24 protein-coding genes, 1 other RNA gene and 2 pseudogenes are annotated in these 22,201 nt (G+C 38.5%); 14 read left to right on the top strand and 13 right to left on the bottom strand.

What is annotated here, in order from left to right; genetic code table 11:
* Positions 1-9: 9 nt before the first annotated feature.
* The 6 genes from C7H19_RS19810 (at position 10) to C7H19_RS19785 (ending at position 3,316) form a co-directional block, all read left to right on the top strand.
* Positions 10-846, top strand: coding sequence for a hypothetical protein (locus C7H19_RS19810; RefSeq protein ID WP_106458653.1), 837 nt, complete (start codon positions 10-12; stop codon positions 844-846).
* Positions 847-953: 107 nt separating this feature from the next.
* On the top strand, positions 954-1,511 hold the full coding sequence (locus C7H19_RS19805; protein ID WP_106458652.1) for a hypothetical protein: 558 nt from the start codon (positions 954-956) through the stop codon (positions 1,509-1,511).
* Positions 1,504-1,740 carry a hypothetical protein gene (locus C7H19_RS19800; protein ID WP_106458651.1) on the top strand — a complete coding sequence of 79 codons (237 nt, stop codon included), beginning with the start codon at positions 1,504-1,506 and terminating at the stop codon, positions 1,738-1,740. The genes C7H19_RS19805 and C7H19_RS19800 overlap by 8 nt, the downstream gene beginning before the upstream one ends.
* Positions 1,740-2,201, top strand: a complete 462-nt coding sequence (locus C7H19_RS19795; protein ID WP_106458650.1) for a hypothetical protein — start codon at positions 1,740-1,742, stop codon at positions 2,199-2,201. Before C7H19_RS19800 ends, C7H19_RS19795 begins: the two co-directional genes overlap by 1 nt.
* 202 nt (positions 2,202-2,403) lie before the next feature.
* The gene (locus C7H19_RS19790) at positions 2,404-2,586 is read left to right on the top strand and encodes a hypothetical protein (RefSeq protein ID WP_106458649.1); all 183 of its coding nucleotides are present in this window, start codon (positions 2,404-2,406) and stop codon (positions 2,584-2,586) included.
* Positions 2,558-3,316, top strand: coding sequence for a glycoside hydrolase family 19 protein (locus C7H19_RS19785; protein ID WP_106458648.1), 759 nt, complete (start codon positions 2,558-2,560; stop codon positions 3,314-3,316). Before C7H19_RS19790 ends, C7H19_RS19785 begins: the two co-directional genes overlap by 29 nt.
* Positions 3,317-3,319: 3 nt before the next feature.
* On the opposite strand, the gene C7H19_RS25890 is transcribed toward C7H19_RS19785, so the two are convergent.
* Positions 3,320-3,463: a hypothetical protein gene (locus tag C7H19_RS25890; protein ID WP_181280681.1), complete on the bottom strand. Its 144-nt coding sequence runs from the start codon at positions 3,461-3,463 to the stop codon at positions 3,320-3,322.
* Positions 3,464-3,496: 33 nt separating this feature from the next.
* Here C7H19_RS25890 and C7H19_RS19775 point away from each other — a divergent pair, with 33 nt between their 5' ends.
* Entirely contained in the window at positions 3,497-4,135 is a 639-nt protein-coding gene (locus C7H19_RS19775; protein ID WP_106458646.1) for a CARDB domain-containing protein, read from the top strand.
* A 65-nt stretch (positions 4,136-4,200) separates the two neighbouring features.
* On the opposite strand, the gene C7H19_RS19770 is transcribed toward C7H19_RS19775, so the two are convergent.
* From C7H19_RS19770 to C7H19_RS19760, 3 genes are read right to left on the bottom strand one after another with little or no spacing between them, the layout of a single operon-like run.
* Positions 4,201-5,127, bottom strand: a complete 927-nt coding sequence (locus C7H19_RS19770; protein WP_245927656.1) for a lysylphosphatidylglycerol synthase domain-containing protein — start codon at positions 5,125-5,127, stop codon at positions 4,201-4,203.
* Between the two features lie 15 nt (positions 5,128-5,142).
* Positions 5,143-5,589, bottom strand: a complete 447-nt coding sequence (locus tag C7H19_RS19765; protein WP_106458644.1) for a VOC family protein — start codon at positions 5,587-5,589, stop codon at positions 5,143-5,145.
* Positions 5,590-5,636: 47 nt separating this feature from the next.
* A complete protein-coding gene (locus C7H19_RS19760; protein WP_106458643.1) occupies positions 5,637-6,146 on the bottom strand; it encodes a TIGR02652 family protein in 510 nt (169 codons plus the stop codon).
* 108 nt (positions 6,147-6,254) lie between these two features.
* Here C7H19_RS19760 and C7H19_RS19755 point away from each other — a divergent pair, with 108 nt between their 5' ends.
* From C7H19_RS19755 to C7H19_RS19735, 5 genes are all read left to right on the top strand, one after another.
* On the top strand, positions 6,255-6,794 hold the full coding sequence (locus tag C7H19_RS19755; protein WP_106458642.1) for a gamma carbonic anhydrase family protein: 540 nt from the start codon (positions 6,255-6,257) through the stop codon (positions 6,792-6,794).
* 74 nt (positions 6,795-6,868) lie between these two features.
* The gene (locus tag C7H19_RS19750) at positions 6,869-6,988 is read left to right on the top strand and encodes a photosystem II protein Y (protein ID WP_106458641.1); all 120 of its coding nucleotides are present in this window, start codon (positions 6,869-6,871) and stop codon (positions 6,986-6,988) included.
* Between the two features lie 100 nt (positions 6,989-7,088).
* An RNA gene (gene ffs / locus C7H19_RS19745) (signal recognition particle sRNA small type) lies at positions 7,089-7,185 on the top strand.
* A gap of 65 nt (positions 7,186-7,250) precedes the next feature.
* A complete protein-coding gene (locus C7H19_RS19740; protein ID WP_106458640.1) occupies positions 7,251-8,135 on the top strand; it encodes an SMI1/KNR4 family protein in 885 nt (294 codons plus the stop codon).
* Positions 8,136-8,434: 299 nt separating this feature from the next.
* Positions 8,435-8,995, top strand: coding sequence for a sugar O-acetyltransferase (locus C7H19_RS19735; protein WP_106458639.1), 561 nt, complete (start codon positions 8,435-8,437; stop codon positions 8,993-8,995).
* Here C7H19_RS19735 and crtO read toward each other — a convergent pair.
* Positions 8,992-10,659: a beta-carotene ketolase CrtO gene (gene crtO / locus C7H19_RS19730; protein WP_106458638.1), complete on the bottom strand. Its 1,668-nt coding sequence runs from the start codon at positions 10,657-10,659 to the stop codon at positions 8,992-8,994. The two genes, C7H19_RS19735 and crtO, sit on opposite strands and share 4 nt — an antisense overlap.
* A 443-nt stretch (positions 10,660-11,102) precedes the next feature.
* Positions 11,103-13,166, bottom strand: coding sequence for a thioredoxin domain-containing protein (locus C7H19_RS19725; protein ID WP_106458637.1), 2,064 nt, complete (start codon positions 13,164-13,166; stop codon positions 11,103-11,105).
* A gap of 118 nt (positions 13,167-13,284) precedes the next feature.
* Between C7H19_RS19725 and uvrA the strand changes: the two genes are divergently transcribed.
* Positions 13,285-16,164 (top strand): excinuclease ABC subunit UvrA, encoded by a 2,880-nt coding sequence (gene uvrA / locus C7H19_RS19720; protein ID WP_106458636.1) that lies wholly within the window; start codon positions 13,285-13,287, stop codon positions 16,162-16,164.
* On the opposite strand, the gene C7H19_RS19715 is transcribed toward uvrA, so the two are convergent.
* Together C7H19_RS19715 and C7H19_RS19710 are read right to left on the bottom strand one after the other, a co-directional pair.
* Positions 16,153-16,395: a hypothetical protein gene (locus C7H19_RS19715; protein WP_106458635.1), complete on the bottom strand. Its 243-nt coding sequence runs from the start codon at positions 16,393-16,395 to the stop codon at positions 16,153-16,155. The genes uvrA and C7H19_RS19715 overlap by 12 nt on opposite strands.
* Entirely contained in the window at positions 16,396-16,794 is a 399-nt protein-coding gene (locus C7H19_RS19710) for a DUF6883 domain-containing protein (RefSeq protein ID WP_106458634.1), read from the bottom strand.
* Between the two features lie 163 nt (positions 16,795-16,957).
* Here C7H19_RS19710 and ahr point away from each other — a divergent pair, with 163 nt between their 5' ends.
* Positions 16,958-17,962, top strand: a complete 1,005-nt coding sequence (gene ahr, locus C7H19_RS19705; RefSeq protein WP_106458633.1) for an NADPH-dependent aldehyde reductase Ahr — start codon at positions 16,958-16,960, stop codon at positions 17,960-17,962.
* A 2-nt stretch (positions 17,963-17,964) separates the two neighbouring features.
* Here the strand turns inward: ahr and C7H19_RS19700 are convergent, their stop codons facing one another.
* The 5 genes and pseudogenes from C7H19_RS19700 to C7H19_RS26895 form a co-directional block, all read right to left on the bottom strand.
* The gene (locus tag C7H19_RS19700; RefSeq protein ID WP_106458632.1) at positions 17,965-18,909 is read right to left on the bottom strand and encodes an FTR1 family iron permease; all 945 of its coding nucleotides are present in this window, start codon (positions 18,907-18,909) and stop codon (positions 17,965-17,967) included.
* Between the two features lie 75 nt (positions 18,910-18,984).
* Positions 18,985-20,019, bottom strand: a complete 1,035-nt coding sequence (locus tag C7H19_RS19695) for a ComEA family DNA-binding protein (RefSeq protein WP_219907693.1) — start codon at positions 20,017-20,019, stop codon at positions 18,985-18,987.
* A 105-nt stretch (positions 20,020-20,124) separates the two neighbouring features.
* Positions 20,125-21,141 carry a multicopper oxidase domain-containing protein gene (locus tag C7H19_RS19690; RefSeq protein ID WP_106458631.1) on the bottom strand — a complete coding sequence of 339 codons (1,017 nt, stop codon included), beginning with the start codon at positions 21,139-21,141 and terminating at the stop codon, positions 20,125-20,127.
* Positions 21,142-21,365: 224 nt separating this feature from the next.
* Positions 21,366-21,713: pseudogene (locus tag C7H19_RS26900) on the bottom strand (PAS domain S-box protein); the annotation flags it as partial.
* Between the two features lie 3 nt (positions 21,714-21,716).
* Positions 21,717-22,166: pseudogene (locus C7H19_RS26895) on the bottom strand (response regulator); the annotation flags it as partial.
* Positions 22,167-22,201: the final 35 nt, after the last annotated feature.

Genomic DNA, 22,201 nt, shown 5'->3' with positions numbered 1-22,201 from the left:
TTAAATATTATGGCTTTACCTGCTGATTTTAATGAATGGGAACATTTACAATCAATAATTGTTAATACTTTCAGTAAAATTGTTAGAGAAGAATTTAAAGATTTAGGAGACAATTGGCAACCCGATATAAATACTCCTAGAAGTAGTCTTAGAACTGCTTGTACCCCTAAAGATAACGATACAGCTTCAATTTTAGTTTTAAGAATACTATTCTTTTATTTTATTATGCAAAGAATAGAAACTTTAATTGAGCCTTGGTATGGTATACCAGTTGATGATTATCAGCAAAAAGTCGAGTTTAAGCCTTTAGTTCATCTTTATTTTAGAGAAGATAATTCTGATGTAGATGTCAATTATAGACCGCTTAGAATGCAAATTTCTTTTCGTTTAATGAATGAAACGTCAACAACCATAACTAAAACTGAACTAACTACACTAGCCACAAAAATCAAGACTAATTTTTGTACTAATCATGGAAGAACTTTCAAAAAAGGAAAAGAACTTTATACTTATTTTGACCTTGAGAAAGGATACCAATTAAAAGTCTATGCTTTCTCAGAAACTGAAGCAAAAACTTTAATTGATCAAGTATTAGATCTTCAGTCTCATACTTTTGACGACAAAAAATTTACTTCTCATTTAGCTAAAAACGCATCTAGTAAGTATCCGACTATTCCACCATCAGCCTTGATTCTTGGTGAAACAAAAAGAGAGCCGCGTAAACGTCCTGTTGGTACAGTTAGATTTCAATACGCGATCGCTCAGATTTGGGGGCGTACAAAACCTGTTGTTTTGGTTGATCGATCCTTTAGATATCTTGATCCGCTTGTTGAAGTTATTCCATAAAAATTGAGCTTATACGCCAACATCTATAGATGTTGCTAGAGATTATTGTCCTCAAAAGCAGGCTAGAAAAGGGATACGACTACAAAAACATTTGACTATAACAAATTATGGCTAGAGATAGGTTTTCCGATTTAGAACGAGTTTACGACGCGCTGAAAGTAGCCAAAGTAGATATAGATTCATTACCGCAAAAACTGGACTTTGTAAAATACGGACAGTGGAAAGAGGGTAACGGTCCTGCCTTTAGTGTGACTATGCCAGATTTGAACGGGGAAAAAGAAGTCGGTATCATTGCCTTTGGGCTAGTTGCCACAAACGCTGCTGCTAAAAAATTAGTGACGATGAGCGGAAGATCTCACACTTTTTGGACGGGTTTAGCCCAGAAAGCTAAATTTGGTGTGGAGGAAACTGTAACAGACTATTTTAAAGATGGCAGTTTTGTTTCAGCTAAAGCACACGTTGGCGTTAAAGCAACTGGAGTTGAAAAAACCTCGCATATTACTGGGCGCAAATACAAAAAAACTGTTAATGCAGCTTATACAATTCCTGTTGGTCAAACAGCTTCTGACAAATATTTTCAAGAGTTGGTCAATAGTTTGTTAGAAGAGACTACCTTACAGCAATATGTAATCAGTATTTCGCCTGAGCAGTTTAGACGTGACTAATACTATTAGCAAAGGGGATTTAAGAGAATCTTTGATGCTATGGCTTCCGACAGGAAATGAAAAAATGGATGAGCAAACAATCAATAATTTTCTCATTTCCCGTCAAGCTTTAGAAGATTTTCTTGATTTAAAAATAACTCCTCAAGAATATATCGATACGCTTGATGGTTGTGACCTTAAAATTGATGATTATTTAGATGATGTTTCCTTTAATTTACAGAACTTGTAATGACTAATCTTAGTTACAACACGGGAAACTCTGATAATTGGGGGCAAGTTTGGCAAGGCACTTTTAATGCACCGCAAACCCCAGCCCCAATTAACGAAATTTATAAATATTATCCAATGCCACCGATTAATATTCCACTTCTTTTAGAAAGTGAATTAGTCGCTTTTTATGCCACCAGTAGTGATGCGAAAGAAACTTGGCATTATGCAGGGAGTGTTAATCAAAGAATTCAAACTGGCATTGTTACAGGTGGGGGATCGGATGCTGTTGTTAGCAAGAAAAGAATTTGGCTCAATCAAGTTTCTGTCCTTCGATATCCCATTAAATATCAGTCAACTTATGCGTTAACTGTAAATGTTCCCTATTGGATTAGGAATATTACTTTATATTTATGGGAATATATCGGACCTGTAAACGATGCTTACGAAGAAAAATTAGATTTAATTATTTCAGAAATTTAGGAGAATAATCAAATGGAAATTTTTTTTATCGCTTTAGTGGCTTTACTATTTGATTTTTTCATTGCTCAAGTTATTAAAGGATGGAAATAATCATGAGTAAATATGAATGGTATGGGCTATGCTTTACTCTGTTATTTCGAGCAATACGATTATCAATTGAGGTTTTTTCCCTAGAGAAAAGAGTGAGGGCTTTAGAGAATAGATGAATCAGAATGAACGCTTTAGCTTATCTTTAATTGTCGTTGGTTGCTTGTTTGGAATAGCTATCGTTTTTATTCCAGAAAATAAAGCCTCTCTTTTTGCTTCTATCCCATCTTCTTTGATTATGTCGGCAACTACCTATTTAGGAATTAAAAATGATCGCAACTCAAACGGCTCTAATTAATTTAGATAATTCGGCTTTAAAAGATATTCAACTCCTTCTATCTCGATTAGGTCTTTATCCTGAAAATGAAATAGATGGAATTTACGGACCGAAAACAAAACGAGCTTGGGCCTCATTTAAACAACATTATTATTTAAGTGACCCTGATTTAATTGGACCGGCTTCTTATCAAAAGCTTAAGGATGAATCTAGCAAATCTGATCTTTTAATCTCGCGGAAAAATTTTGATGAAGTTTTCCGTTACGCGAAAGATCGAGATCGAGATACTTATTTTCTTCCTATTAATCGCACTCTTAGAGAGTTTCAGATTAATACTCCAAAAAGGATCGCGGCTTTTTTAGCTCAAATTGGACATGAATCAGCGAGTCTGCGATATTCAGAGGAAATAGCATCGGGCTTCGCGTATGAAGGTCGAAAGGATTTAGGAAATATTTATAAAGGCGACGGCGTTCGTTATAAAGGGCGGGGGTTAATTCAATTAACTGGAAGGGCTAATTACAGAACCGTTGGAAAAGCTTTGGGCGTTGACCTTGAGTTTGAGCCGACATTGGTCAAGGTTCCTATCATCTCAGCTAGAGTCGCTGGCTACTTTTGGCAATCGAACGGCTTAAACGAATTAGCGGATCACAACGCTTTCCGACGAATCACAAAAAAGATTAACGGTGGCTACAACGGTATTGACGATCGCGTTAGACGCTGGGAACGGGCTAAGGAGATCTTAAAATGCTGAAATTTATTTTAGTTTTACTGCTGCTTTCAGGTTGTGGGCCTGATCGGCGCTCGCCACTAAACCATAAAGATTATTTTTCCCCGCCGCCAAAAACAGCCATAAAAATATCTGAAAAATCTTTCGGGCTTGAATTGTTTCTCGCTTCATTTATCGGAGCATTTATCTTAGGGAGAAAACATAATGATTGATGTAGCGATCGATAATGTTCAATTTTTGCTTAACCCTTCTGGGGAAAAATCAGAGATCAGCTTTGATCTTGACAATTTAGGAGATCTTCCAGTCAAAGGGATACAGACTCAGATTTATCAATCAAAGGATCTGAATATTGATGAGAGCGATCGTTTAATTCGTTCTAACAGAAACAATTTAGCGGCCGCAGAGACTAAGTCGATCTCAAAAATTTTTCGCTTAAATCCCAATGAGGGAAATTATCTTTTAATTCAAACGGACGCGTTTGACCAGTTCGACGAAATTGACGAGGGGAATAATTTCGCCTCAATTCCCTGTGGGCTTGATTTGTCGATTCAACCGATGAATTATACGTTAAGCCAAAATTATTTAACAGTTTCCTACAACGTCCACAATCAAGGAATGCGATCGGACCTGACGACGGCTCAAGTTTGGCTTGATGGGCAAAAAATTTCTACAGTTCCGATTGTCCAGATTGATGACGAGCGCTCTCATGGCGTACTACATATTTTCAAGCTGGGTACTCCGTTAGTTGGCCCGCATGAAATTAAAGTTATTGTTGACCCCGATAACTTAATCCATGAATCGAACGAGAATAACAATACTTGGCTTTTTCCGATTCAAGGTTAGTCGCTTATTTATCTTGGGGTTTCTATTGTACAAAATTAAGGACGGTTCAAGGTTGTTTTATCTAATTACTTCACGTGATGTCGCCATTCACGCCCTAGTAATAAAACTACCGCCACAATAAGGGGTAAAAAGTGATAAATTCCTCGATAAGCGATGAGTGCGGCTCCTAATTCTGGTTTGGGTACAAATGGAGCGAGTAGATGAGCGATCGCATAATCAAATACGCCTAAACCACCAGGCACAGTACTCACGACTCCCGCCGTCAAAGCAAATACATAAATACCAAAAAAGCCTAAAAAAGATATTTTCATCTCTGGCAACAATAAGTACAGTACCGTTGCGGCTAAAACCCAGTCAATCAAAGAAGCGACAATTAAACCTAACGATAAACCAAATGAGGGGAACTTTAATTCTTCGCCTTTGATTTTTAATGTTTTACTAGCACAAAATATGCTAAATGTAAAGTAGATAATAACAATTAATAAAAAAAGAATTCCAATCGCTTTGACTGAACCAAGGGGAAATTTTAAAAAATCCGATAGATTTAGCGGATCAAGGAGAAAAATAAACCCACCTATTGTGAGCATTCCTAACCAGAACTCTAAATGAGTAAAAGCAACAATTTTGGCAATATCGAAGGGAGGAACACCGAAAGCCGAATAAAACCGATAACGAATTGCTGTACCAGATAGTAAGGTGAATCCAACTGTATTACCTACAGCATAACTAATAAAAGAAGTTTCGATAATATGTCTGAGTTTCAGCATCCGATTAACGTAGCAAAAACCAAGCCAATCATAACCCGTCATGGAAAGATAGCCGATAAAAGTTACAACAATTGAACCTAATTTTTGTTGTGGGGGAATTTGAGCAAGACTGTCGAGGAAATCCTGAAAAGTATAATTTTTAAACTCTTGAGCAACCGCCCAAGTTGCTAACCCTAGAATAACTAGAGTAAATAAAATCGGTAATAATTGGCGCAGACGTATCATAATTAGAAAGGAGTTTTAAAGCGAAATTTTTCCATAAACTCGAATAAATTCTAAAGGTAAATTATCCGTATCGGCAATAAAAGCCACCTCATAAATAGAATCACCGATCATTTGTTGTCTAGGTTCTAATAAAACTTTAAGCGGCGTATACTGATTATGATCTTGCTGTGATGCTTCAATAAAAGTCTTTTTGAGATCATTTAACCAATTTGATAAATCGGTCACTGTATCGGTTAAATCAAATGATAAATGATAGTAACCGACATAATGTTCGTCATTAAACGCATCGGGGGCGGGTTTGGGTTCAGGAATTTGTATTAATTCAATTCTTCCCCCTAAACCTTTCATCCAACAAGCGAGGGTATAACCAGCCGTAAAACGTTCGGTTACAGTAAAACCTAGGGTTTCATAAAAAGCGATCGCTCGGTGAATATTCGCGGTTCGGATCGAAGCATGGTGCATGAAGTTAAATTAGAGTTAAAACAAGTTTTTTATATTTTTAAAAAACATTATTCAAAAAGACGAAAATAGGGATACCGTTTAGGGACACCTGGTTCTTTTTCTAAATCAAAATTAATCACTTCCCAGCAAGGTTCTTCGATTTCTTCTGAACTAAATTCTACTGGAAGACCATACAGCCTAGGCATTTGGGCATCATTATTATTATTACGCCAAGGTGTATTACGTTCTAGATAGGCACTTACTAACTCTTTATAGCGACTGGCAATAATTACCTTAGTAGCTCTAAAACCTTGAGTATAAAGCCTATCGAGTGCTTCGTGTATTTCAAATCGAATGCCATCTGGATGAGTATGTTGACGATACCACTCCCCATTCCAAAACCGCCAATGTCGCCCCGACTGAAGATGAACTAATTCTTCTGTATTAGGATCAGCTTCAAATGCACCATGACGCGGACATAAATAAGTATCAGTCAACGTTAGGGCTGGAATAGTTTGACGGCAGTGAGGACAATAGATTTCAGGCCCAAAAATAGGATATTGTAAACCTGGATTCATTATGATCAACCTTAATTATTAAAAAAATTCGCGCAAAGGTCGCCTTAAATATATTATATCGACTCTCCCTGATCGACTCTGGATCGAATACTTTAGTTTAAACTAACTATGCAAGATTATCCTTTTTCTTTTCCGACATTTTGGTCGCCCCCAGATTTATCTCAAACGGCTTTTGTTGCTCCTAATGCTGTTATTATTGGTCATGTTTCCCTTGCGACGGGTTCGAGTATTTGGTATGGTGCGGTTTTGCGGGGTGATGTGGAAAAAATTACGATCGGCGCTTATACTAATATTCAAGATGGGGCAATTTTACACGGTGATCCAGGATTAATCACGACACTCGAAGATTATGTGACTGTTGGACATCGGGCTGTGATTCATTCAGCACATATTGAACAAGGATGTTTAATTGGAATTGGTGCAGTTATTTTAGATGGAGTTCGTGTTGGTGCGGGTAGTATCATTGGGGCTGGCTCGATTGTAACGAAAGATGTACCAGCGCGATCGCTTGTTGTGGGTATTCCAGCTAAAAAAGCGCGAGATGTTTCTGAGTCTGAAGCCGTAGGATTAATCGAACACGCCAAAAAATACACTCAACTCGCTTTGGTTCATGCAGGAAAAGGAACTAATTTGGGATTCACAACTTAGACATATTAAGATATAAATATATAAAATGAGAATCCTTTAATTATCTTAACTGTTGAACAAGGAATGGACGACCTATGGACTGGCGTATTTTGATCGTATTAACTCCTCTGCTCATTGCTGGTGGTTGGGCTGTGTTCAATATTGGTGCTGCTGCACTCCGACAAGTTCAACTCTTCTTAAGCAAAGAAAGCTAATTAAACGCTTTACAATTCTTAAACTAATAAAGGCATAGTCACGGCTATGTCTTTGTTAATTGTGTGTGAAAAAGTCATATTACGTGTTATTCTAGATAATGACTCGGACTTATGCGATTACAACGCTCAAATCTTGTCAGGGCCGGAAGGCAGCAGCAATACGGGATGCTTGTAGTAGGCGTAATCTCCGGGTCTTTGAGTTTTTGGTGGTCTAGTCTTGGCTTAAGTCTTTATATTTGTTTCCGTTTAAGTAAGTTGTTTGATGGGCGTTTTAACTGAAGCGTTGGAAAGAATTATCGAATGGCTACGACAGCACCAGCCAGAGTATGCTAATTCCTTTAAGCCTGGTCTTAAATCTGACGAAATTAAAGCAGCAGAAGAAGAATTAGGCTTTACGCTACCCGAAGAAATTTACGAGCTTTACCAGTGGCGCAATGGTAGTACACTTGCTACGGAAGCTTTGTTTTTTCCTAACATCCATTTTTTACCTTTAGATCAAGCCAGAAACACTACGAGAGAGGTCATTTCTTATCCTGACGATTGGTTTTGGTATGAAGGCTACCCCCTATTTGTATTTCTGATGTATGAATCTGATGTATTTGCTATTCCATTAAAAAGTAATCAACAAAAAAATTTACCAGTTGTCTATATTCCTGAAGGAGGAGAACAAATTGTTTATTATACAAGTCTTACTGATATGATGTTGACCTTAGCAGAATGCTATGAAACAGGAACCCACTACATAGATGAACAAGGCTACATCTGTGATGATGAGTATAAAGCGGCTCAAATCTCCTGTAAATACAATGCTGATCTCAATGAAAAAGCGTTATCAACTTTTCAATCTTTATTTTTACAACCACTAGAGTCTTTAGACAATAAGTTAATTGGGCAAGTGGCCGACGCTACAATAGTCATCAGTAGATTTAAAGATCCAAGAGGTGTGGATTTGTTACTCGAAGCCTTACAGGTTTGGCGTAAAATCAAGGGAAACTCTAGAGATATGGTTTGTTGTTGGGTAATTGAAGCTTTAGGCGAAATGTACGCTCAAAGAGCAATACAACCATTAACAGATGCTTTACAAGATAGTTCTTTATTTGTTAAACAAGAAGCTCAAAAAGCTTTGTCAAAATTGAGAGGCAGTTGAAAAAGATGATTAAATTTACTTGCTGTGATGCAAAAATAAAACCTTGTCTTGTAAATAGGACTTTTTTAAGTAAACGTAGGGGTTTGGTCTCCAAACCCTCTTATTAACTGGATTTGATCTGCTCACTCAAAAAGCTTCATTTTAGAGATTAGTCAGACATTTAAAAATTATGAATGCGATTTGTTAAAATCCAAGTAATCGGAGCAAAAAAGATATCTGTTAGAAATAAAGAAATTCACTGAGTCTTTTTTTGAGATTGCCTGATAAGAGAAATTTTGCAATATAACCAATATTTCCCCATGAAAACCGAAAAAGAAAAAATGATCGCGGGTGAATTATACAATGCTTTTGATCCAGAACTGATATCCGATCGCTGCAATTGTCGTTTTTTATTAAAAGAATTTAATGATTCAAAACCCGACGAAACCGAATTACGCCAAAATACCCTAAAAAAACTGATTGGGACTCAAGGCAATAATCTTTTAATCGAACCACCTTTTTACTGTGATTATGGCAGTAATATCACCGTTGGCAACAATGTTTATTTTAATTTCAATTGCGTTGTTTTAGACGTTGCGCCTGTAATTATTGGTGATTCTGTCTTATTTGCTCCTAATGTCCAAATCTATACAGCTACTCATCCTCTAGATTGGGAACAACGATCGCAAGGATTAGAATACGCCAAAATGATTATTATTGGATCACACGTTTGGGTCGGTGGTGGTGCTATTATTTGTCCTGGGGTGCAAATTGGCGATCGCACTGTAATCGGTGCAGGTAGCGTCGTCACGAAGGATATTCCAACCGATGTCGTAGCGGCTGGAAATCCTTGTAAAATTATTCGTACACTAACTCACTAACTGGCAAAAGCTTCCTTGACTTTTTCTACTATTTGTGCTATTGGTTTTTGATTAGATAAAAAGACATTAGCGCAGTTACGCCCAGGCAGTCCAGAAATCGAGCCACCAGGATGAGTTCCCGCACCTGTGAGATACAATCCTTTGATCGGTGTTTGATAGTTGGCGATTTCAGGTAAAGGACGGAACAGGATCATTTGTTCTAAAGTCATATCCATGTGATAATAATTTCCGTTATAAGCCCCTAAACGTTCGCCAAGTTCTGCGGGACTTTCAACCTGACGCGCTATTAAAGCTTTTTTGAGGTTAGGTGCGTAATCTGCTAATTTATCTAAAACGCGATCGGCTACTTTATTTTTTAGCTCATCTGTCCAACCCGTGCCATTTTTCCCAGTTCCTTCAAGATTTTCTACCTTGTATGGGGCGAAAAATTCGATCCAAAGAGTATGTTTTCCATCAGGTGCCATCGTCGGATCGAGCGTTGTCGGCTGCACCACATAAAATGAAGGATCAGAATCAGGAATTTTGCCGATATTGGGATCATGATGCGCGATTTCAACCTGTTTCACCGAATCTGCAATCAAAACAGAACCAATTAGATATTCATCTCGATGTTGATGATGCTCAAAGCGTAATGGTTCAGAAAGGGCGCAATCTATTTTAAGAATTGTTTCGTTATTATTGACAATTCTACGATCTAGTCTTTCTCTTAAATTGGGATCTGCGGAATCCACATCAGCCGCATCGATACATTGTAAAAACAAGCGTTTTGCATCAATATTAGAGATAACGCCGTGTTTTGCTCGATATTCTTGGCCATTCGCCACTTTTACGCCAACAGCACGACCATCATCCACTAGAATTTGTTTGACGCTTTGATCGGTGAGAACAACACCACCATGAGCTTTAACGAGTCTAAGCAGTGCGGCTACCAGTGCGCCTGTACCACCTTGGGGACGAGCCATACCAGGATGATGACGCATAGACATCATCATCGCACCGATCGCCATATTTTTTTGAGAAGGGGGTGCACCCAACTCAGAAGCTAATCTAGATAGAGGGGCTTTTAAAAATTCGCTATCAAACCATTCATTGAGCATATCTTCCGCACTGGTGAGCATGGTACGGAAAAGATCTAAAGTTCCATTGGGGCTACCGAGTACAGAAAAGAGATCTTTGATTTGTTTAATATCGTAATTTCCCGCAATATCGAGCAAAGATTTAGGAGGAGCATTAAAAATCGGAATAATACCACTAATGAGACGTTGCCAAAAGTCCATAAATTCGGCGTATTTTTTGGCATCTCTAGGGTTGAATTGCTCAATTTCAGCGCAGGTTTGTTCAATGGAACGATGGGCTAAAAAGTATTTACCATCAGGATGAGGACAGAAAACAACGGGATCACAGAATAAATATTTTAGTCCGTATTTCTCTAATTCTAATTCTTGAACTACTGGCCCTAAATGAATAAATTCATGATCGATCGCACAACGATTAAAGTAAAATCCTGGGGCTTCTTCTGGCATTAATTCTTCTGTGGTTGCGGCACCACCAGGAATAGAACGCTTTTCTAATAATAAAACACTGTAGCCAGCTTTGAGAAGATAAGCCGCGCAGGTAAGTCCATTATGTCCCGCACCAATAATAATAATGTCGTAGTTTTCCATAGGAGTTAATCACTTTGAGAAGCTTAAGTTAGAATTCGTTTGCTTTTTCGACATGAATAGAAGAGAATCGATTTAACACAAGAGTTAAGGCCTAAGTAATAACTCAAGCCTTAATCCCTCTGACTCTATATTGATCGGACTACCTAACGTTATTTACCTCAGACCGCTCTGATAAAGGGTTTCGCCTTCCCTCGGTAAACTTTAAGTGGAGGACGCGACAAAAACTCCACAACCGTTTATCGTCTTCTCTGGCACTGTCTGTAATCCTGTCGTCGCTCTCCTTCGGATTACAGTACTGGATCACTGCGGCATAACCTCCATACAGTACCTGTTCGTCATGTTTATACTTTACTCGTCTTTACATTACTTCGTAACCTATCTGTTGTTAGAGTCTTCCCTATACCAAAAGATGAATTCTTTCTTATCTTAAGAATAATAAAATTTTAAGTTGGACTCGAAATCTGTCGCATCTGTCCCAATAATTGATCATAGCTGGTAGCCGGTTCTAAACAAGATAAACCCTGACAAATGATTCCTGTATAGTTTTCGCTTAATGTTGGATCGACTCGATAAACCGTTGTGGGGAAATATTGCGGTATAAGATGTTTTAGGGTTTCTTCGGTTGTTCGGACACACTGTCCATAACGATACCAGTCTAAGGCAACAAACAAACTAGGGCAAGCTTGGGGTGATTGGGCTAAAATTGCACCAAAAGCCTTTAAAGCTTGTTCAGCGCGTTCTAAATACTCTAAATTATCGGTTAATCTCGCTAATCGTACTAAATTCGCCACCGCTACCCCATTCGCCGACGGTGTGGCATTATCAATATAACTTCTTTCCCTAACGATTAGATCTTGACTATTATCAGAAGATGTGTTATAGTAACCGCCGAGTTCTAAAGACCAAAATAAATCATCAAACTCTTGCTGTATTCGGATCGCGTGTTCTAACCACTGGGTTTGTGAAGGATTGGCGGTTTGTAAATCGAGTAATGCTTTAATAAAAAAGGCGTAATCTTCCGACTGTGCTAAAATCGATGCCTCACCTTCATAATTGAGACGCATGAAACGACCTGCAACCCATTGATGATCTAATATAAATTGTGCGGCATTCGTGGCATAAGTCCAGTATAAAACATCGCTCCACACCCCATAAGCTCTTGCTAAACCCGAAATCATCAGGCTATTCCAAGCTACAATCATTTTAGTATCGGTTACTGCGGGAATTCGTCCTGGCCATTGCACCGTTTTTGCTTCTTCATTATTTCTTGCAGGTGGAAAATGAGCGGTTTTCTTCCCTGAAACTCCATAACGAACCGTAAATAATTTATCTAACGCACTTTCAACCGCTTCTGATAGTTCCCCTTCCTGACGACGCTGTAAGACATTGTTTCCGTCAAAATTTCCTTTCTCAGTGATGGTAAAGCTTTCTTTAAGTAACGCAAATTCGGAATCATTTAAAATCTTTTCTAACTCTTCTTCTGACCAAATATAAAACGAGCCTTCATCGGGTTCTAGAGCGTTAGGATTAATAAAACTATCCGCGTCTTGTGCTGCATAGAAATAGCCTTCAGGTGAGGTCATTTCTCGCTGTAACCATTGTATCGTGAGTGCGATCGCTCTTTTATACGCTGGTTCTTGTTTTCCCCGACTCCATAAATTCGCCAAATACTCAACAATTTGACCATTATCGTACAACATCTTCTCAAAATGGGGAACTGTCCACGTTGCATCTACGGTATAACGATGAAAACCACCTCCAACATGATCATAGATCCCCCCTAATGCTAAATCTTCTCCTCTTTGCTCGGCTATTTGGGTGCTATCATAGGTCGATTGAAACTGTAAACGACTTCCTTGTAGCGTCAAGTTTGCATAAGGAATCATCGGAAAACTCGGACTATTAAAATTGTTCGCACTCGTATTAATCACACCCGTATTAATTTCAATTCCCCGATATAATAATTCATCCGCCCGTAAATTAGCTTCATTTAAGGGTAAAATCGTCGATTGTTGCAAAATACCGAGAATATCTTGTTTAAACTGGTTAAGCTTATCTTTTTCTTCATCATAAAAGCGACGCACCGATTGTAACACTTGTAAGAAACCAGGACGACCGAAACGCGGTTCAACAGGAAAATAAGTTCCACCATAAAACGGTACTAAATCATCTGGAGTGAGAAAAATATTAAGCGGCCAACCCCCTTGAGAGATCATCGTCTGTAATGCTTGCATATAAATACTATCGATGTCGGGTCGTTCTTCTCGATCTACCTTAATGGGGAGAAAATGACCATTTAAGTATGTGGCGATCGCACTATCCGAAAATGCCTCACCTTCCATCACCGTACACCAATGACAGCTAGAATAACCAATCGAGAGAAAAACTGGTTTATTGTCTCGTTTAGCGGTATTAAGTGCTTCAGGACACCAATACCACCAATCGATCGGGTTATTTGCGTGTTTTCGGAGATATAGACTTTGAGATTGGGCAAGACGATTAGACATAATCTTAAATATAATCTTCTCTGTCTGTCAGTGTACCTTGTCGCTCAACCAAAATAACCCATCGCAAAGTAGAAAAAAACAACGCTATGATGATTAAGGACTATTAAGCTGTGTACTCATGTCTAACAGCAACTCGATTCGGATTCGCGGCGCAAGACAACACAATCTCAAAAATATTGATCTAGAATTACCTAGAGATCGACTGATCGTATTTACTGGGGTATCTGGTTCGGGTAAATCTTCTCTTGCATTTGATACCATTTTTGCTGAGGGACAAAGACGCTATGTTGAGTCTCTGAGTGCTTATGCGAGACAGTTTTTAGGACAGTTGGATAAACCCGATGTGGATGCAATAGAGGGGTTAAGTCCAGCTATTTCGATCGATCAAAAATCTACCTCACATAACCCCCGTTCAACAGTAGGGACGGTTACAGAAATTTACGACTATTTTCGCTTATTATTTGGTCGAGCGGGAGAACCTCATTGCCCCATCTGCGATCGCAATATTGCCCCCCAAACCATTGATGAAATGTGCGATCGTATTTTAGAACTTCCTGATCGAACTCGTTTTCAAATTCTTTCACCCGTTGTCAGGGGAAAAAAAGGAACCCATAAACAATTACTATCTAGTTTAGCGTCCCAAGGTTTCGCTAGAGTCCGAATTAATGGAGAAGTCCGAGAATTAACTGATTCTATTGAACTGGAAAAAAAACAAAATCATCATATTGAAATTGTCATCGATCGACTGATTAAAAAAGAAGGCATTCAAGAAAGATTAGTCGATTCACTTAGCACCTGTTTAAAACAGTCCAACGGATTAGCGATTATTGATATTTTACCCGAAGAACATAGCACAGAAGGCGAAAAAAGTCAAGCTAAAGAAATTGTTTTTTCAGAAAACTTTGCTTGTCCCGAACATGGCGCAGTGATGGAAGAATTATCACCTCGTTTATTTTCCTTTAACTCGCCCTATGGTGCTTGTCCAAATTGTCACGGTTTAGGAACATTTAAAGCGTTTTCAGCCGAATTAGTTGTCCCCGATCCATCACAACCGGTTTATGCAGCGATCGCACCTTGGTCAGATAAAGACAATTCTTATTATTTATCACTGTTGTATAGTGTGAGTCAAGCCTATGGATTTGAATTACAAACCCCTTGGAAAATCTTAACCAAAGAGCAACAACATATCTTACTTTATGGGAGTGATGAACCGATTTACTTTGAGGATGACTCTCGCTATAATTCAGGCAAAGGCTATCATAAAAAATTTGTTGGCATTTTAAACATTTTAGATAGAAGTTATCAGGAAAGTAATTCAGAAATAATTAAACAAAAACTGGAAAAATATATCGTCAATCAACCCTGTGAAGTTTGCCAAGGAAAACGACTAAAACCCGAATCTTTAGCCGTTCGTTTAGGACAATATAGAATTACAGACTTATCGAGTGTTCCAATTCGAGATTGTTTAGAAAAAAGTAATCATTTAAACCTAACACCTAGACAAGCTGTAATCGGTGAATTAGCCATCAAAGAAATTAAAGCAAGATTACAATTTCTTATTGATGTTGGCTTAGATTATCTTACTTTAGATCGTGCCGCCATGACCTTATCTGGAGGAGAATCACAGCGAATACGCCTTGCTACCCAGATTGGAGCAGGTTTAACGGGTGTTCTTTATGTATTAGATGAACCGAGTATCGGACTACATCAAAGAGATAATGGCAAGCTATTAGAAACACTGAAAAAACTTCGGGATATAGGAAATACTTTAATCGTTGTCGAACACGACGAAGAAACGATTCGCGCTGCTGATTATTTAGTCGATATTGGACCAAAAGCGGGAATACATGGCGGTGAAATTATCTGTCAAGGAAACTTGGCAACTTTACTCAAAGCAGAAGCATCATTAACGGGAGCTTATTTATCGGGTAGACAACTTATTGAAACCCCTAGTCAAAGAAGAGATGGGAATGGGTCTTCATTAATTTTAGAAAATTGCCACGAGAATAATTTAAAAAATATTAATGTTGAAATTCCTCTAGGAAAACTCGTCAGTATTACTGGTGTTTCTGGTTCAGGAAAATCTACATTAATCAATGAATTACTTTATCCTTCATTACAACATCATTTAACGCGACAAGTTCCCTTTCCAAAAAAATTGGCTAAAATTAAAGGATTAGATGCCATTGATAAAGTTATTATTATCGATCAATCTCCTATTGGAAGAACACCTCGTTCTAACCCCGCAACTTATACAGGAGTATTCGATATTATACGAGAAATATTCACACAAACCGTTGAAGCAAAAGCAAGAGGATATCAAGCGGGGCGTTTTTCTTTTAATGTAAAAGGGGGACGATGCGAAGCGTGTAGCGGACAAGGTGTTAATGTTATTGAAATGAATTTTTTACCAGATGTTTATGTACAATGCGAAGTTTGTAAAGGTGCAAGATATAACCGAGAAACCTTACAAGTTAAGTATAAAAATTACTCTATTGCAGATGTTTTAGACATGACAGTAGAGGAAGCTTTAGACGTTTTTCAGAATATTCCTAAAGCAGTTAATCGCTTACAAACTTTGTTTGATGTTGGTTTAGGTTATTGTAAATTAGGACAAAGTGCGCCAACATTATCAGGAGGAGAAGCACAACGGGTTAAACTCGCTGCGGAGTTATCGCGTCGTCCAACTGGAAAAACATTATATTTAATCGATGAACCAACAACGGGATTATCTTTTTATGATGTGCATCATTTATTAAATGTCTTACAGCGTCTCGTCGATAAAGGAAATTCAATTATTGTTATTGAACATAACTTAGATGTGATTCGCTGTTCAGATTGGGTGATTGACTTAGGGCCAGAAGGAGGCGATAAAGGAGGAGAACTGGTAGCAGTTGGTACACCCGAAACCGTCGCTAAAAATTCTAAATCTTATACAGGAAAATATCTTAAAGAAGTTTTAAAACAGTATTCATCACAAGCAAAATTAGACGGATGAAACATTCACAGGATTGATTATTGTAAACTCTTCAGGAGTTAGAATAACGTTTTCGTAATCAAATCCTCCTACCCATCGCTCATCAGGAATAGCTAAATCTACTGAGTAACCTTCTGGATTATGATAACATTCTACGATCGCTCCTTTGGTTCCTTGGGGAATAATCTGTTGATTTGTGTGAACATAGATATCGACAAGAGTGACTATACCATCATATAAGTTTGCTTTCATTTATTTAGCCTCTGATTGTGCAACTTTTAGCCAGTTAGTTGTAAGTTTGGGAATATCTGTATTATTATCTATTTGCCATTTGGTAACTAGAATTCCTCGACGACCATTCGCCCCAATAATTACAACTTGTACTTCAAAACGAATACCGTAGATACTCGATTCATCGAGAATAGCTGGTATGTTACTAAGTTGAAAACGTAATTGATTAATTATATCCTGTGCGGCTGAATAACGACCATTAGCATTCCTTACCTCATAACCAATCGTAGCAAAAGCTATCCATTTTCCTTGATTATTTGGATTATTAGGATTCATGGAGTATTGCTCAAATTTACGAGCGTCAATTATAGCTTTTTCTGCATTGGGTAAAGGATTATTAGGTTGCCACTCTTGAATCATATTGTTTAATAGAGCGATTTAGATCTTAAAATAATTTTAAGATCAATCTCTTATTTCAGGAAAATTTAAAGAATTACAGAAAAAAATATTAAATTAGTATCATTTTATAGAAAATAGATTACTATTGCTTTGAGAGTCACTACGAGCTATAAGGATTTAAAGTATGATTCGAGCCTACGCAGCCTCTGAACCTGGGGGCGAGTTAACCCCTTATGAGTATGATCCTGGACAGTTAGGAGATGAAGACGTAGAAATTCAAGTCGAATACTGCGGCATCTGTCATAGCGATCTGAGTATGCTAGATAATGAATGGGGCATGACTCAGTATCCTTTTATACCAGGACATGAAGTGGTAGGAACGATCGCAGCTATTGGCGATCACGTCAAAGACCGACAAATCGGACAGCGCGTCGGTTTAGGTTGGTATTCTCGTTCCTGTATGGGTTGTGAATGGTGTATGTCTGGAGATCATAACCTTTGTTTGACCGCAGAAGGTACAATTGTTGGTCGTCATGGGGGTTTTGCGGATCGAGTTCGCGCCCATCACAGTTGGACAACGCCTCTAAATGATGGTGTTGATCCTGCTAAAGCTGGCCCCTTATTTTGTGGTGGAATTACGGTTTTTAATCCGATCGTACAATTTAATATTAAACCGACCGATCATGTGGGTGTCATTGGAATTGGTGGTTTAGGTCACATGGCGTTACGCTTCCTCAAAGCTTGGGGATGTGAAGTCACGGCCTTCTCTGGTAGCCCTGATAAAGAAGCTGAAGCAAAAGAATTAGGCGCGACTCATTTTGTCAATTCCCGTGATCCCGAAGCCCTCAAAGCGATCGCAAATTCTTTAGATATGATTCTTTCTACGGTTAGCGCGGATCTTCCCTGGGCTGATTATTTGGCTACACTGCGCCCTAAAGGTCGTTTGCATATTGTTGGTGTTGCCCCAAACCCCCTATCATTTCATGTGTTCCCAATGATTGCAGGTCAAAAATCGATTTCAGGGAGTCCGTTAGGTAGTCCCGCAACCGTCAGTAAAATGCTGGAATTTGCCGCCCGTCATGGTGTAGAACCGATTACAGAACTGTTTCCCATTTCTCAGGTGAACGAAGCGATCGATAAACTCCGTCATGGTAGTCCCCGCTATCGCCTCGTTTTAAAAGTTTCCTAAGACTAACGACTTTTGGCCACTTCCTTCGCTCTTGTGGCCGAACGTCCTCCTAATGTGCGAGAATAAAGACCCCAAGCACCTGCTAGAAAAGCTATATAAGATACAGCCTGAACGAGATACAAACGATCGGTATATCCTAATAAACTACTCAAAAGAAACCCAGGAAATCGATCTGCTGGTAAGACTTTTTCTAAATTCCAGACCATCGGACCCAATACACAAGAATGCACTTTTGTAAAGCGTTCATAGAAAAAACAAATACTTTCAGAGTTGCGATCAATCTGCGATAGTGTGGTCATTGCCGAGTCAAATAAGCCCAAAGCAGTCACCACTAAACCCGCTACGATAAAGAGCAAGATAATCCCCATAATTTGGAAAAAACGGCGCAAATCGATGCGAATTCCCCATTTAAAGAGAGCTACACCAACACCTGTAGCGGTGATGAGTCCACCCAATGCACCTAATGCACTAGGGATACTTTCGCTTAATTTAGCTGTAATAAAGAGAACCGTTTCAAATCCTTCTCTAAGTACCGCAATAAAAATTAGACTGAAAATCCCCCATTTAGAACGATTTCTATCTTGTAAAGATTGATTAACTGCCCCTTCAATTTGCCCTTTTAGATGCCGACTTTGTTTTGTCATCCAAATAAGCATCCAACTCAGTAAAATAATCGCTAAAACGCTAAAAATAGCCTCTAAAAGAGGTTCAACGACGGGGGCATAGGTTTGGTTAGCAGCTTGCAGGGCATACATTAACTGTGTTAAAAGTACACCAATCATCGCACTCGCAGCTATTGCAGTTCCTACCGCCGTCCAAACCCAGATATTAAGCTGACTACGACCAGATTTCTTGAGATAAGCGAGAACAATTCCCACAACGAGGGCAGCTTCTACGCCTTCTCGTAAGGTAATGACAAAAGTGGGTAACGCGGAACTCCAATTCATGTTTTTAAAAGGTTTAGGAATTAAAATGACGTAGAGACGCGCTATAGCACGTCTGTACAAGCAGTTGAGAGGATTCTAAGACGGAGGCATAATCACACTTTGGCTGGTTTGCTCAATTTTCTTAACTAATTGTGATACTTCATCGGGAGTTTTGACGGGGGCTGCGGGTGGAACAACTTCTGGCCAAGCTTTACTAAGTTCTGTCATGGTTGCTGTAATTGCTTGATTGGCTTCGGCGTGTTCTTTTTCCATTTGGGGCGCGATCGCTTTATACAAGTCTTGGGCGTACATAACAAAACCCCGCGAGTCTTGATATTCAATGATTTGAGAAATTTTACCATCGGCAATAGCGGCGGTATATTCGGCGTTAGCGGTTTCCAAAAGACCGTTAATGACTTGTAAAACAAAAGTCGGTGACTGACGCTGAGATTCGGGTAATGCTGCGATCGCGGTTTGAATGCTGGCGATCGATCCTTTAAATTCGGTATTGACTTTTGTCGCGTCTTTTGCACCTGCTTTCACCAAATCTTGTAGCGCGATCAAGCTTCCTTTAAATTCGGGTACGTTGCGTTCGCTTAATTGATCTTCCACATCAGCATAAATTTCTTCTACTGGGTGTCCGATATGAGGTTCCGCTTGATCAGGTTTCTTTAAATCTAAAAGTTCTTTCGCTACGATCATATGACCTTTCATTAAACCCAGTTTGGTCATAAAATCAACATCTTTAGCTTCCCCAGTTAGCACAATATCTTCGATCGTTACCATGTCTTTGACTTGATCGTACTGCTCTTGGGTAATCACATTTTTAGAAACCAGTTCCTCTGTATTACCATAAGGGCGACTGGCTTGGATTTTATTTGATAGTGCGGGAACTCCTAGTTTAGCCTCTAGCTTATCTAGCTCAGATAAAATCGCGCTATTAATATTAATCTTTTTGTCACCGTGCATCGAATGATCCATACTTGTTGGAGAACTCGTCGCCGTTGGTGATGCTGTATTCGGTGATGCTGAAGTCGTGGGGGTAGAATTGTTACTACAACCAGCGAGGGTCATCATACTGGTTACAGTAATCATTGCACACATAGAAGGTAAAGATTTTAGATAAATCATGGCATTCAAAGTTATAAATTTTTTCAATAAGACAAATAGTATATCCTAAAATATACCCTAAGCTTTTGACAATAATTTTCAACAAACTAAAGTTTTATTTTTTCTTTAACTTGTTGTTTTTTCTCGAACGTCAAAATATCCCATACATCCTTCCTCGGCAATAAGATCTTGATGCGGGTGGAACATAAACTTACCAGTATAGGGATAGCTCAATTCTAAAATATGTCGTTCGGCTGTCCCCATCGTAATCACATCGGTTTCTTCTGTAGGGTTTAAAGTGCGTCCTGTGCGGTAAACTTGAAACATATTGGCGTGAACATGGAACGTCGCTACGGGGTCGAATTCAATCATATTTAAAACATACAGCCGGATTAGTTCATTTTTCCAAACGGGGATCGGATGGTGCATATAATAATCTGGCAACCCATTAAACGCATAGAGTTCATTTTTATAATCATCATTCACGTCATATCCTGCCATGATTAAAACCATCTCATCAGCAGGGGGTCTAGGTTCTTTTGGATCGATAATAAACATTCCATAAAGACCCTTACTAATATGGCGTGTGACGGGTGCAATATGACAGTGATACAAATGAACGCCAAAGGGAATTGCATCAAATTCGTAGATAAAAACCGCGCCATTGCGTACAGGACGTACTCCATCCATATTTGCCTCATGGATGCCATGAAAATGCAAAGAGTGAGAGTGTCCGCCCGCTTTATTATAGAAAATTACACGGATGCGATCGCCTTCTGTCGCCCTAAAAGTTGGCCCCGGAACTTGTCCGTTAAGGTTCCAAGTAATAAAAGTGACAGCTTCATTCAGTTTCACGGGGGTTGTTCGTGCTTCAACCCTAAATTCTCGGATTTTACGCCCATTTTCCTCGATAATCTTACCGTAATCGAAATGACGCGCAAAAGCGAGAGGATTAATTCCAATAGATTCAATTTTGGTCGTGTCGGGAATTTCGGGAATAGGTACTATCTTGCGTTGAGTCGGTTGTAAAGCCTTAAGTCCGACTGCTGTACCAGCTATCCCTACCCCTGTAACAAGTCCCCATTTGAAAAATTGGCGACGATTTCCATTGATTAGCTTGGCGATACTTAACGAATTAAACATTTTTTGGACGTGATCACTAATTGAGCGTTGTGTCAATTAGCCTTAAAAGTAGCAATATGTTTTTGAAAATGTTACATTGTTTCTAGAATAACGTTTTTTTTACTTATTACAAACTTTTCTCAAGAATTTTTTTAATCTTAAAAACACTACCCGCAGGTTAAGGCTTGATTAAGCAAAGCAAACCATTATAACCTTTTGTTGGCTTTTGGTAAAATAACATATTTTTATATTTGATTAATTGGAATAACGATACCTTCATAATAAGGTAAGTTAGTTTGTGAACCTTTGGCCAGCCATATTGATTCAGAAACCGTAATGATTGAACCATCAGCACGATAAATCTGGGATTCTAAATTAGAAATTTTTTCTTGAGTTTTTAAAAGCTTTAAGATTTCATCCCAACGATTTGATTTAACATAAAGATTATTTTCAGGGCTAATTAAAACCGTCATCATTTTTTCAGGAGAATCATAACCATAGAGTTTAGCTAAATATGAATTAATACTTTGATAGACACCCTGAGATGAAACTACAAAAATTCCAACATCAGAATATTGAAAAAAACGATGATATTTTTCTTCCGTAGAAATTGCTTTTTGGGTTTGTTCTTCTAATTGTTGTTGCAAAAAACGGATTGTCAATTGATTTTCGACTCTAGCGATCACTTCTTCAAACTGAAACGGCTTAGTAATATAATCAATTCCACCTACCGCAAACGCTTTCACCTTATCTAATACTTCATCTAAAGCACTAATAAAAATCACTGGAATATCAACCGTCAACGCATTAGCTTTAAGTTGTTGACACACCTCATAGCCATTAATTTGAGGCATATTAATATCTAGTAAAATTAGATCGGGTGGTGCTGATTGAGCAGCCGTTAAAGCCATTTGACCATTTAATACTTTACGAACATTATAACCTTGTTCGGTAAGCATATTCGCAATCAGACGAAGACTATCGATCGTATCATCGACAACCAAAATTTTAAAACTAGATTTATCAATTGGTTGAGTTAGTAACATTTTATTTAAAAAAACAACCCATATGAGAAACATTG

The organism is Aphanothece hegewaldii CCALA 016, assembly GCF_003007785.1.
Taxonomy (GTDB): Bacteria; Cyanobacteriota; Cyanobacteriia; order Cyanobacteriales; family Microcystaceae; genus Chroococcus; species Chroococcus hegewaldii.
Note: the sequence above shows the minus strand (reverse complement) of the source record. Positions and strands in the feature narration are given on the sequence as shown.